The organism is Gordonia sp. ALPHA1B1 (assembly GCF_005502615.1).
Classification (GTDB): domain Bacteria; phylum Actinomycetota; class Actinomycetes; order Mycobacteriales; family Mycobacteriaceae; genus Gordonia; species Gordonia hongkongensis.
In genome coordinates, this window is the sequence record NZ_SCOC01000030.1 from 44259 (window position 1) to 56479 (window position 12221).

General features: G+C 67.9%; 14 protein-coding genes. 3 read left to right on the top strand and 11 right to left on the bottom strand.

The window, feature by feature from the left end; all coding sequences use genetic code 11:
- Window positions 1–93: 93 nt before the first annotated feature.
- A complete protein-coding gene (locus FFS52_RS17955; protein WP_137810491.1) occupies window positions 94–717 on the top strand; it encodes a hypothetical protein in 624 nt (207 codons plus the stop codon).
- Between the two features lie 7 nt (window positions 718–724).
- Here the strand turns inward: FFS52_RS17955 and FFS52_RS17960 are convergent, their stop codons facing one another.
- The 5 genes from FFS52_RS17960 to FFS52_RS17980 form a co-directional block, all read right to left on the bottom strand.
- On the bottom strand, window positions 725–1909 hold the full coding sequence (locus FFS52_RS17960) for a DUF2993 domain-containing protein (RefSeq protein WP_137810492.1): 1185 nt from the start codon (window positions 1907–1909) through the stop codon (window positions 725–727).
- Window positions 1906–2781 carry a carbon-nitrogen hydrolase family protein gene (locus FFS52_RS17965; protein ID WP_137810493.1) on the bottom strand — a complete coding sequence of 292 codons (876 nt, stop codon included), beginning with the start codon at window positions 2779–2781 and terminating at the stop codon, window positions 1906–1908. Before FFS52_RS17965 ends, FFS52_RS17960 begins: the two co-directional genes overlap by 4 nt.
- Before the next feature lie 10 nt (window positions 2782–2791).
- Window positions 2792–3490 carry a class I SAM-dependent methyltransferase gene (locus FFS52_RS17970; protein WP_249356422.1) on the bottom strand — a complete coding sequence of 233 codons (699 nt, stop codon included), beginning with the start codon at window positions 3488–3490 and terminating at the stop codon, window positions 2792–2794.
- A 110-nt stretch (window positions 3491–3600) separates the two neighbouring features.
- A complete protein-coding gene (locus FFS52_RS17975; RefSeq protein ID WP_058251265.1) occupies window positions 3601–4113 on the bottom strand; it encodes a DUF2505 domain-containing protein in 513 nt (170 codons plus the stop codon).
- A 10-nt stretch (window positions 4114–4123) separates the two neighbouring features.
- Window positions 4124–4630: a DUF2505 domain-containing protein gene (locus tag FFS52_RS17980; protein ID WP_137810494.1), complete on the bottom strand. Its 507-nt coding sequence runs from the start codon at window positions 4628–4630 to the stop codon at window positions 4124–4126.
- Between the two features lie 38 nt (window positions 4631–4668).
- Between FFS52_RS17980 and FFS52_RS17985 the strand changes: the two genes are divergently transcribed.
- Complete coding sequence (locus tag FFS52_RS17985) at window positions 4669–5763, top strand: UDP-N-acetylmuramate dehydrogenase (RefSeq protein WP_137810495.1); 1095 nt, start codon at window positions 4669–4671, stop codon at window positions 5761–5763.
- Window positions 5764–5776: 13 nt separating this feature from the next.
- On the opposite strand, the gene FFS52_RS17990 is transcribed toward FFS52_RS17985, so the two are convergent.
- From FFS52_RS17990 to FFS52_RS18015, 6 genes are all read right to left on the bottom strand, one after another.
- Complete coding sequence (locus FFS52_RS17990; RefSeq protein ID WP_137810496.1) at window positions 5777–6892, bottom strand: alpha/beta hydrolase; 1116 nt, start codon at window positions 6890–6892, stop codon at window positions 5777–5779.
- Window positions 6893–6950: 58 nt separating this feature from the next.
- Window positions 6951–7769 (bottom strand): MerR family transcriptional regulator, encoded by an 819-nt coding sequence (locus tag FFS52_RS17995; protein ID WP_065630158.1) that lies wholly within the window; start codon window positions 7767–7769, stop codon window positions 6951–6953.
- A 6-nt stretch (window positions 7770–7775) separates the two neighbouring features.
- On the bottom strand, window positions 7776–8099 hold the full coding sequence (locus FFS52_RS18000) for a DUF2516 family protein (protein ID WP_058251270.1): 324 nt from the start codon (window positions 8097–8099) through the stop codon (window positions 7776–7778).
- A gap of 68 nt (window positions 8100–8167) precedes the next feature.
- The gene (locus FFS52_RS18005) at window positions 8168–9370 is read right to left on the bottom strand and encodes a heparin-binding hemagglutinin (protein WP_137810497.1); all 1203 of its coding nucleotides are present in this window, start codon (window positions 9368–9370) and stop codon (window positions 8168–8170) included.
- Window positions 9371–9373: 3 nt separating this feature from the next.
- On the bottom strand, window positions 9374–9895 hold the full coding sequence (locus tag FFS52_RS18010; protein WP_068970380.1) for a helix-turn-helix transcriptional regulator: 522 nt from the start codon (window positions 9893–9895) through the stop codon (window positions 9374–9376).
- A gap of 137 nt (window positions 9896–10032) precedes the next feature.
- Complete coding sequence (locus FFS52_RS18015) at window positions 10033–11373, bottom strand: DUF445 family protein (RefSeq protein WP_058251273.1); 1341 nt, start codon at window positions 11371–11373, stop codon at window positions 10033–10035.
- Window positions 11374–11414: 41 nt separating this feature from the next.
- Between FFS52_RS18015 and FFS52_RS18020 the strand changes: the two genes are divergently transcribed.
- A partial coding sequence (locus FFS52_RS18020) for a TetR/AcrR family transcriptional regulator (protein WP_171011672.1) occupies window positions 11415–12221 on the top strand: 807 nt, incomplete at its 3' end.

Sequence of the window (12221 nt, forward strand, 5' to 3'; positions counted from 1 at the left end):
TGCCGTTCTAAACAACACATGAATCTCGTGCCATCGACCGCGGAATTCACCCGACCGGGAACATTCGCGGGGATTTCATGGTGGCATTGATCAATGGTCAGCATTCACGCGACCGGGACCGGATCACGGTCGTTGACGGCCGCCGACCGCCCGCTCGCACTCGACCTTCTCGCGGCGGGAATGCAGGAGGTCCCGGTCTATCGATGGCTTCTGGGCGAGAACTCCCCGCCCGAAGTGTTCCGGTGGTACGGCGACGTCCTCTTCACCGATCTGCTGCCGGGCCTGCGGGGTCTGTTCGCCACCACCGGGGAATTGACCGGACTGATCGCGGTGGCGGGCCCCGATCATCGGACCCAACCGGTCGACGACGAACTCGCGAACCGTACACGCCATTTCATGACCGCCCTCGATGGTTTGATTCCACGATTCCGCGAACTCCAGGAGAAATCGCGCGCGCTCACGATTGATACCGCGCACAGCATCGTGTTCGCCCTCGTCCACCCGGCCCATCGAAGGAACGGCACTCTCGCGGCAATGCTCGAACCCGTCCTGCAAGAGGCCCTCGGCGCGGGGTCGCCGGTCACCGTCAGCACGGCCGACGCCCACATGGTCGACGTGTACGCACGGAAGTGGGGCGGCCGGGTCTACGGAGAGTTCACGCTGACCGACGGTCCGACGGTCTGGTTCCTGACCGTCGACCCGCCGCCGGCGGTCTGAGTCCCGGTCAGACCGAGCAACCGCCCGACTGGCTCTGCGACGAGGTGCCGGTCATCTCACTGGTCAGCTGCACGTCCGAACCGCTGATGGCGAACTCGAGTCCGCTGTCGGTCACCTCGAGCGAGTCGACCTGCACCTCGTCGAAGAACGGGCCGAGCGACGACGTCGTGATCTGGTCGACGATCTGCTGCGCGAAGTCCGGCGGGATGCCGAAGACCAGGGCGCTGGCCTTCACGACCTCGAAGTCGACCCGGCCGTCGTTCAGCACCGGTTTGACGGTCGCCGACACCGGCACCTGGAAGACCATGACCGGGAAGGCGGCCTGCACCTCGAAGGTGCCGTCGGCCGCATTGCCGGTGATCTGCTCGACCGCGCCGACGCCACCGGTCGGGGTGCCGGTGCTCTGACCGGATGCCCCGGCCTGCTCCTTGCTGAGTTCGACGATCCGCTCGTAGGGGATGAAACCCGTGCCGTCGAGACTCTGGATGTCGGTGGAGTTCTCGGTGCCCGAGATGCCGTCGGCACGCATGTGCAGACGGACGCCCCCGGCGCTGTCATCGGTGTCGACCTGTACGAACGGGATGTCGCCGCTGCCCTGCAGGAGGATCGGCTTACGGCTGAGCGACACCTCGGTCGGCACGCCGGTCAGTCCGCTGAAGGATTCCTCGAGACAGTTGGTGACCTTGTTGCGCAGGTACAGCTCGCTGCCGACCGCGGCGATGACCGCGAGGAGCAGCACACCGACGACGCTGAAGGCGACGATCTTGCGGGTGCTCCGCTTCTTGCGCGGGGAGGTGAGGACCGGCCCGCTACCGGTGCCGTCGGGCGATCCCGGCGGAATCGGTCCCGAGGCGGTCGTCCCAGGCCCGTACGGGTCCTCGCCGGGCGCGAACTGCGAGGTGGGGGGCTTGGCACCGCCGATGGCACCGGTGTCGGCATCGGACGGCGGGATGGCCGAGTAGGCCTGCGCTCCCGGGACGATCGGTTCGGTCGCGAACTGCTCAGTGGCGGGCGGCTCGCCCTGTTCGGTGCCGGACACCGGACGCCATTCGCCGCCCTGGCCCGTCGAGGTCGGCTCACCGGTCGCGGGATCGGGATCGCCGGGGTTGTTCGTGTTCGGATCGTGCTTGCCGGTTGCGTCGGCGGGGTCCCCGGATGAGGAATCGGGGCGGGGCGTGTTGCTGTCGCTCATGGGTTCCGTCCTGGGTCGTCTGACTCGCGGAGCCGCGTGTGGGCCGGCGTCACGTCGTTGTCCGTCTCGCCGCCGACCGGCAGTGGGCGCTCGTTGGCGAGGACTGCCAGTTGCGTACGGGCTTGGTCGACCAGTGCTAGGTCGAGGTCGTGCACGTCCACCCGGATGCTATCCGGATACGCGGCGACCAACGTACCGAATGGGTCTGTGATTTGGCTGTGTCCGATTCCGGTCGGCGCGCTCGACGACGCGGCCGCGTCGTCGGTGGGAAATGCCTGGTCGACGGCCACGACGAAGGTCGTCGAGTCCAGCGCTCGGGCCGAGGCGAGCACCTCCCACTGACGGAGTTTGCCCGGTCCGGAACCCCACGACGTGGGTACCACGATCACCTGGGCGCCCCTCCGTGCGAGGTGGGTGAACAAGGCGGGGAATCGGATGTCGTAACAGGTGGCCACGCCGACGGTGACGTCGCCGACCGCGAAGGTCAGCGGCTCCGCGCCGGCGGCCACGTTCTTCGACTCGGTGAATCCGAAGGCGTCGTAGAGATGAATCTTGTGGTACCCGCGGCGTGTCCCGTCCGGGTGTGCGACGACGACGGTGTTGCGGACCCGGCCGTCGCCGGCGGGTGTGAACATCCCGGCCACCACCGTGACCTCCGACGCCGCGGCGACCTCGGACACGCCGCGCGCCCACGGACCGTCGATATCCTCGGCGACCGGCTTCAGCGGCACCCCGAACCGGCACATCGTGGCCTCCGGGAAGACGACGAGCTCGGCACCGCGCGACGCCGCGTCCGCGGTGGCCGCACGCACCGTCTCGAGATTGGCGGTGGGGTCGTCGGTCGAACTGATCTGGGCCATCGCGACACGCATGACGGCCACACTATCCAGCCGGTGCGACCGTCTCCCAGGGAACCGTGAGCACGTTGTCGGACAGGCGGCGCCGCGGCACCTCGCAGTCGACCCCACGGTCGCGCAGCAGACCCAGTGCATGCACCCATCGGGCGCGCGGCCCGTACGGCGCCAACGGCGCGGCGATGTCCCAGCACTGATCGGCCAGGGCCAGCAGGGTGTGGATCCGCTCGCCCGGCACGTTGCGGTGGATCAGCGCCTTGGGCAGTCGCTCGGCCAGGTCCGACGGACGGCCCGAATGCTCCGGCGCCCAGCTGAGGGTCAGGCTCACCGGCCCGTCGACGTCGAGCAGCACCCAGCTGCACCGTCGGCCGATCTCGTCGCACGTCCCCTCGACGATCACCCCGCCCGGCGAGAGTGCACCACGGATCCGGGCCCACGCGTCGTCGACCTCGTTCTCGTCGTACTGACGCAGCACGTTGAACGCGCGCACCACCCGGGGTCGCAGGCCGCCCAGCTCGAAGCCGCCGAGCCCGAACCGCACGCCGGCGCGGGGCTCGACCACGCGGGCGGGGTCGATCTCGAGACCGACCATCTCCAGATCCGGGGCGACCGCGCGGAGCCGTTCGGCCATCTCGACGGTCGTGTCCGGACGCGCACCGTAGCCGAGGTCGACGACCAGCGGCCGGGGCACGTCCAGGGCGGCACGCACCCGCGGGGAGTGGACCATCCACCGGTCCACCCGCCGGAGCCGGTTGATGTTCGTCGTGCCCCGGGTGACCCGGCCCTGCGGTCTGTGCTCGATGCGCTCGGACCTGACGGACGGGCGGCCGGCTCGGATCACAAGTTCTTGTCGACCCAGTCCTTGGCGTACTCGGCCTCGGCGCGGAACAGGTCGACGAGGTTGATCAGGATCATCTGCTCGAGCTTGCCGTTGACGAACGGGACGAAGACCTTCGCCTCACTGGTCCGGCGGATCGTGCAGCCACCGTTCTCGGTGGGGAAGAGTTCCTGCCAGCCGTTGAGGCTGCCCGGTCCCGCCGGGATCGAGGCGTTGTAGGTGCCCTTGGTGTTGTCCGGGTCGAACGGGCCCAGGGTCTCCTCGCGGGTGATGACCATGTCCTTCTTCATCACCGTCTGCGCGAGCGCGGGCAGCTGGTCGCGCCCGATCGTCTGCTTGAGGACCACCCGAATACCCGTCTCGTCGGAGACGAAGGAGTCGACCTCGCAGTGCGGGGAAATCATCTGGAAGCCCGCCATCATGTCGTCCCAGTACTGCTTGATGCTCTGGGCCTGGTAGAGCTTCTCCGCGGACTGCGTGTACCGAGCGGAGTAGCTGAGCCGTCGTGCCATGCAGACCAGGCTACGTCAGCGGATTCTCGGTCTCCCACTCGACGGTGTGTCCGCGCTCGGCGTCGAGCAGCGCCGACAGCTCGCTGACCACCGACTTCTCGATCTTCCCGCCGAACAGCGGGAGATTCACCGACACCTCGGCGCGGTTGTCGGTGGTCGCCGGGTCACCCGACGTCACGGTGGTGCCGGTGACGTCGACCGGCACCGGCGCCCCCTCGACCGTGGCATGTGTCTCCCCCTCGATCCGGTCGCCGACCAGGCGGTACGTGTTCTTGCGCGGGATTCGGAGGTCGCCGGGCATGACCTTGGTGACCGCGGAGGGCAGCTTGTCGGCGGGAATGCCCTGCTGGATCTCGACGGTGACCGTGTCCTCGCTGATGGTCACCTTCTCGACATGCCCGTGCCCGGAGTTCATGCGCTCGACGAGGTCGTGCCAGTACTTCTCGGTGGTGTAGATCGCCCACAGACGCGCGGTGGAGAAGGGATAGGACACCGTGTGCTGCAGCTTGCTCGCCATGGAGAGAACGCTACCGCCCGCCGGTTAACGTTGAGGACGTGACCGACACGCAGGCGCCGCTGAGCGCGCCCCTCGCCGAGCTGACCACCCTTCGCCTGGGTGGGCCCGCGCGCGAGATCATCCGCTGCGAAGACACCCGCACCATCGTGGAGACCATCCTCGACCTCGATGCACGGTCCGAGCCGGTCCTCGTCGTCGGCGGCGGTTCCAACCTCGTCATCGGCGACGCCGGGTTCGACGGGACGGCGGTCGTACTCGCCAGCGGCCGCGTCGAGTTCGGTTCTGGCCGTGAGTCGGGACGGCCGCACGTGGTCGCCGACGCCGGCGTGGGCTGGGACGAGCTGGTCGCCGCGACGGTCGACGCCGGTTTCGGCGGGCTCGAGTGCCTCTCCGGGATCCCCGGCGCGGCCGGGGCGACCCCGGTGCAGAACGTCGGGGCCTACGGCGTCGAGGTGGCCGACATCCTCCGATCGGTTCAGGTCCTCGATCGACGCTCCGGCAACCTGCGGTGGGTCTCCCCCACCGAGCTCGGTCTCGGCTACCGGACCAGCAATCTCAAGCACCGGCACGACTTCGTGGTCGTCGCGGTCTCGTTCTGGCTCAACGACGATCGCGTGAGCCAGCCGATCCGCTACCGCGAACTCGCGACCCGCGTGGGGGTCGAACCGGACGATCGGGTCGACGCCGCCACGGCGCGTGCAGCCGTGCTCGACCTGCGCGCGGGCAAGGGCATGGTGCTCGACACGACGGACTTCGACACCTGGAGCGCCGGCTCGTTCTTCACCAACCCGATCGTGCCGGGCGATGACGCCCCGGCGGTGCTCGACCGGATCGCGGCGCGCGTCGGCGACGATGTCGCGATCCCCACCTATCGCGCAGGCACCGATGACACCGACGCGGCGATCAAACTGTCGGCCGGGTGGCTGATCGAACGGGCAGGCTTCCACCGTGGGCACCCGGGCCCGGACGCGGCGGTCCGACTCTCGACGAAGCACACTCTGGCGCTGACCAATCGGGGCGCCGCGACCACCGCCCAGCTCCTCGATCTGGCTCGCGAGGTCCGCGACGGCGTCGTCGAGGCGTTCGGGGTGACATTGCGGCCCGAGCCGGTTCTGGTCAACTGCAGTCTGTGACGGGAAGGACCGGTCAGACCGACTGGGTGTCCTTCAGATCCGCTGTCTCCCGGGAACTCTCGGCGACGACCTCGTCGAGCAGGGCGTTGAAGCGCTCGGCGGCCTCGATGCTCGACATGTGTCCGACACCCTCGTAGACCACCAGGTCGCGCAGGGAGCCGTTGCGCCGCAACACCTCCGCTATCTGCTCGGCGTGTACCTGCGGGGTGAGCCGGTCCTCGGTGCCGACGACCACGGTGGTCGGCACCGTCAACGCCTCGAGTCCGGCGGTCACGTCGAGCTTCCCCATTGCCGAACCCCATCCGGCCCGAGCGCGCGGCGGGCACGAGCCGATCATCTCGTCGACGAGCTCGACGTGCGCCCGGCGGGCGTGCGGCCCCAGCGCGATGTAGTGCGAGAAGCGGACGCCGTAGGACGTCTTCGGGATCGGAACCGGGACCGAGGTGATCATCTTCGCGGCGGCCGGCGCGAACGGTTTGGCGTACACCGGCAGATCGACCGGGATCAGCAGGTGGTTGTCCATGACCGCCTTGGCGGCGGTCGAGACCAGCACCACCGACGACACCAGCGATCCGACCTTCTCGGGATACTGGGCCGCCCACGACATGATGGTCATGCCACCCATGCTGTGTCCCACCAGGATCGCGCGGCGCCCGGGCGGCACTGCCGCCTCGAGCACCGCGTCGAGGTCCTCACCGAGCATGGCGACGGTCGGTCGGCGGTGGCCGCGCTCACTGCCACCGTGGCCGCGCTGGTCGTAGGTGACGACCCGGCGGGAGCCACCCTCGGAGGCGGCCAGGTGGTTGATCTGCGGGTACCAGTAGGCGGTGTTGCAGGTCCAGCCGTGGACCATCACGATGACGTCGCCGGTGTCGTCGGCGCCGGGGCCGTCGGGGTCACCGTAGACCTCGACATTAAGACGGGCCCCGTCCGCGGTCGGGACCTCGAGACGTTGCGGGGCGTTGTCCGGGCGGGTGAGGAGATCGTCCGGGCCGTCGTCGACGGCGAATTCGGCCTGCAGTGCCTCGCGCGCGAGTCGCGCGAAGACGGTTCCGATCCCCAGCGCGACCACGCCCGCCCCGATCGCGGTGGCAACGCTGCCCGCACTGGCCACTGACTTCGTGTTCATCCGGCACTCCTCACCTGTCGAGGACCTCACTGGTCCTCTGCAAGGCACCGAATCCGGCTCAGCGCCCCGTCTCGGGGTTCAATGTACCAACGTCCGTTGTCTCATAGTCCGCCTGTGCCGGCTCCGACTCCTCGTCGGCGGGCAGGACCGGCGGGGGCACCTCGGCGTCGAAGTAGGTCGCCGCCTCCCCGATCGCCTTGGAGATCTGCTCGTCGAGCGCCTTGCGGAACGTCGTCTCGACGATCTCGTGGGCGATGGGCCGAACCGTCTGGATGAGGTCGGCCATCTCGCTGACGCCGGCCTCGCCCAGGTCGGGGAGGTTCTCGTCGAAGTACTTGTCGGTGATGATCGAGACGAAGCTGGTGGCGACATCTTCGAGGTCTTCCTGAACGCGGACCCACCGGTCGAGCAGGACATCGATGTCGACCCCACTCTTGACCAGGATTTCGGCCCCCTCGAGCAATTCCGGGTTGCGAATCGCGTAGTGCGCGCCGTCCTTCGCCAGCAGTCCGAGCTTCTGGCTGAGCGCGATCGACCGGTCGCTGGCGTTCAGCGTCTTGCGCAACTCGGTGATGGTGATCGTCGCCGCGCGCTTGAAGTTGCGGAACCGGCCGCCCTTCGGTGTGCCGCGCAGGATCTGCTCCACCCGCATGCCGTGATGCGCCGCGTGCAGCAGCTCACTGATGGTGGCGAAGGTGTAACCGCGCTCGAGCATGCGCGAGATCAGGTTCAGCCGGACGAGGTGCTGGTCGGAATACCAACCGGCGCGTCCGCGAATGGTGGGCGGCGGCAACAATCCGCGGTCCTGATAGACCCGGATGTTGCGAACGCTGACCCCGGACGCCTCCGCCAGGTCGTTGATCCGATACTCCGCCACGATGCGTCAGGCCCTTTTGCTGAACCAGGACTTGCCCTGGATGTCGTCGACTCGTTTGCGTACGTCGACGAGGTAGACGAGCATCGCGACCACTCCGATGATGCCCAGGAAGTTCACCGCACCGAAGAACCAGATGAACAGGGTCGCGGCGGCGAGGATCGAGACCCAGATGACCTTGCTCTGCCGATCCACCGCCGGGAAGGCGTCGGGCCGCTGGATGGCGGCGTGGATGAGCGCGACGGTCGAGGCGATGCCCGCGACCACCGTGAGGGTCAGCATGATCAGACTCTGGCCGTAGGCCATTACGCTGAAGAAGTCCACGTCGAACACTGTAGTCGGGCGAGTGCCGTTTGCTGCGACACCCTACGACGCGGTGCGGTCACCCGGCCCGTCGACGATCATTCGGCGCCGGGAGACGCCTTTTTCGCCGGGGCCTTTTTGGCAGCAGCCTTCTTGGCCGGGGTCTGCTTCGCGGCGGCCTTTTTCGCCGAGGTCTTCTTGGCCGCGGTCTGTGTGGTCGCAGCCTTCTTCGCCGGAGTCTTCTTTGCCGGGGTCTTCTTCGCCGGGGCCTTCTTGGCGGCGGCCTTCGCGGCAGCCCGCTCGGCCGGACCCTTGACGGCGGCGGCCTTCTTGGCGGGCGCCTTGGCCGGCGCCGCCTTCTTCGTCGCCGCCTCCTTTGCCGCCGCCTTCTTCGCCGGAGCGCTCTTGGCCGGGGTTTTCTTGGCCGGCGAACTCTTGGCCGGGACCTTGGTCGCGGGAGTCTTCGTCGCCGGGGCCTTCTTCGCCACTTCTTTCGCCGGCGCTGCCTTCTTCGCCGCTTCCTTGGCCGGCGCCGTCGTGACCGCGGCTTTCTCGGCGGGTGCCGCCTTCTTCGCCGGTGCCGCCTTCGTCGCGGCCTTCGCCGGCGGAACGATGTCGCCTTCCGACTTCACCGGCGGCTCGGTGCGTGGCTTCTCGTCGCGGGGCGCGTCGTCGGCCCGGTTCGCCAACTTCAGCGCACGTTCGCCGACCGCCCGCGTCTGCTCGGAGATCGTCCCCAGCGCGTCTTCGGTGAGACCGACGGCGTCGTTGTACACCTTCTCGAGCTTCGGCAGGTTCTCGCCGACGAGCGGTTGTGACTTGAGCTTCTCCACCGCCTCGTCGCGTCGTTCCGCCAGCGCGGTCAGCAGTCCCGCGGCCACCGCGAGGTACGCCTCGGCCACCTTGCGCAGCTCCTCCGGGGAGAACCGCGCCTTCAGATCCTCGATCTCGGCGGGCAATTCGACCGGCAGCGCCGACAGTTTGGTCCTCGCCTCCTCGAAGATGGCCAGTGCCGTGGCGAGCGCCTCGTCGATCCGGGCCTGGGCGTCGTCCCGCGAACCGGTGATCCGCGCCTCGAGCTTGGACTGTGTCGAACCGACCGTCTCGACCAGCTTCGACTGGGTGTTCTCGACGGTCTCGGCGATCTTGGATTGCGCGTCGGCGACCTTCGCCTGGGTCGACCCGACGGTCTCGACGAGCTTTGTCTGGGCTTGCTCGCTCGCGGCCTCGCCGCGCTCACGCACGTCTGCGAGCAAGGCAGCCACCTGCCCCACGGCTGTGGTCAACGGGTTCTCGCTCATCAACTACTCCTTGCCGGTCGACTCGATCGTGTTCTCTTTCCGGAACGACTCGTAGATCTCCAGCAACATCTGCTTCTGACGTTCGTTGATGGAGTCATCTGCGATGAGAGCATCACGGACCGGGCTCGCGGGCCGTTCTTCGAGTATCCCCGCCCGCACGTACAGGACCTCGGCCGACACGCGGAGACCCTTGGCGATCTGGGCGAGCACTTCCGCCGACGGTTTCCGCAGGCCGCGTTCGATCTGGCTCAGGTAGGGGTTGCTCACGCCCGCCCGCTCGGCGAGCTGGCGCAGCGAGACCTTTCCCGCGACCCGCTGGGACCGGATGAACGCACCGATGTCCTGGGCCGCGTTGGCGACGGCCTCGACCGCCTCCACCGCGATGGGGGTCGTCGAATCAGGGTCGTCGCCGGCCACCTCGACGCCGGAAACGCGGTCAGCAGTAGAGCTTTCACCCGGTGCGGCGGAGTCGGCGACCGAGGCGTGGTCCGCGTCGGGGGACGCTTCATCCTTCTCGGACTGCATCAACGCTCCGTTCTCATGGTGGGGCCCGACGTTCGGCGACTTTCGGCCCGTTCTCCCAGTATCAACACCAGTGCTAGCCCGTGCAAGCACACAGCAAACTCCCGGTTCGACGCCGCGAACGATGCGGCGACAATGCGTCAGGAGAAGATCAGCACCGAGGTGGAGTAGATGACGAGCCCGGCGAGTGCGCCGACGACGGTGCCGTTGATCCGGATGAACTGCAGGTCGCGGCCGACCTGTAGTTCGATCTTGCGACTCGTGTCATCGGCATCCCAACCACGCACGGTCTCGGTGATGACCGAGATGATCTCCTGCGAGTAGTTCGCCGCGACGTGGTGTGCGACCCGCGCCACCCAACCGTTCATCTTCTCCTGCAGCGGCCGGTCGTCGCGGACACGTTCCGCGAGTTGGATGATGGAGTCCGACAACGTGTTCCGCAGCGTGCTGTTCGGGTCCGACAGCATCTCCTCGATGACGGCCTTGCCGGTCTGCCACGCCGTCGACGCGGCACCGGTCACCTCGTCGCGCCCGACCAGTTCGAGCTTGAGAGCCTCGAACTTGGCGATCATCTCGGGGTCGTGTTGCAGATCGTCGGCGAACTTCTCCACGAATTCGTGCATGGCACGCCGTAATTCGTGATCGGGATCCACTCGCACCTTGTAGGTGAAGTCGACGAGCTCGCGATAGATCCGGTCCCCCACCAGACTGTTGACGAACTTCGGCGTCCACTGGGGTCCGTCCCGGTCGACGACCCGATCGATCAGATCCTGGCTGCCGACCGCCCATTCATGAGCCCGGTCACACAGCAGCTGGAACACCGGCTCCAGACGATCCTCGGCGATCAGCTGTTCGAGGATGCGGCCGGTGGGCGGCGCCCACTGGGGTTCGGCCGCCCACTTCAACGCGGCCTGGATGAGTTGTTCGACATCCTCGTCGCGCAGCATCTCCGCGGCGAGCTTGATCGCTCGGGCGGCTTCGCCACTCACCCGCGGCGCGTTGCGCGGGTCGGCCACCCACGTCGACAACCGTCGGGGCAGATCCAGCTGCTCGGCTCGGTACACCACCACATCGGGCGTCATGAAGTTCTCTTCGATGAAGCCGCCGAGTTGCTCGCCGATGTCGTCCTTCTTCTTGCGGATCAGGGCCGTGTGCGGGATCGGGATGCCCAGCGGGTGGCGGAACAGGGCGGTCACCGCGAACCAGTCGGCCAGCGCGCCGACCATCCCGGCTTCGGAGGCCGCGCGGACGTAGCCGACCCAGGCCGCGACGTCGGCGCCGTCGCGATGCTCGAGGTAGCGGGTGAACAGATACACGATCGCGGCGAAGACCAGGAAGCCGGTGGCCACCGCTTTCATCTTGCGAAGGTCCCTGCGTCTGCCCTCGTCGCCGGCGCTGTTCCCGCCGAATCCGGGCGCGGACGCCGTGGCCGGCGGACCGTCGTGCTGACCGGCGACTCCTGGGATGACTGTCGATGCCATGGAACCAGTGTCACCCATCGAGCGACTACGCTGGCTGCGTGATGGCCAACCGCCCGAATCCCGCCGCGGCCGCGCGCGCCGCAGTGGCGGCCGCGGCCAACGTGACGCGCGGGCTGGAACAGGTCCTGACGACGGTCACCGAGTCGGTCGCCGAGACCGGCGCCAAACCCGACGGTCGCAAACAGCGGTGGGAGAAGCACAAGCTCGCCCGACGCACCGAACTCACCGACGGTGTCATCGCCGCGGTCCGTGAACTGGGCGCCGACGTCGGAATGGACGAGATCGCCGCCCACATCGGCGTCTCCAAGACCGTCCTGTACCGCTACTTCGCCGACAAGAGTGACCTCGGCGTCGCGACGACGGTGCGGTTCTTCGAGACGACGATCTACCCGCGACTGACCGAGGCCATCGCCGACGATCTCGACGAGTACACGCTCACCCACACCATCATCGGGGTGTACGTGCACGCCGTCGACGACGAACCGCAGCTGTACCGGTTCGCCCTGGCCAGTTCGCCCACCTCGTCACCGGCGCCCGCCGATTCGGTGCGTCTGGTCACCCAGTTGGTGATGGGGAACATCCAGCTGCGGATGGCCGAACGCGGCGCAGATACCACCGGCGCCGAGCTCTGGTCGCACGCGCTCGTGGGCGGTATCCAGCACGTCGTGGACTGGTGGATGACCAAACGCACCCTCAGCGCCGACGAAGTCGTGGATTATCTGACCATGATGGTCTGGAGCGCGGTCGTGGGTGTATGGCAGGTCAACGGGTCCCGGGAGAAGTTCCTGGCGGCGCCGCCTGCGCTCTTCGATCCCCCACCCGCCGACCCCTGTCACTCATACACATCT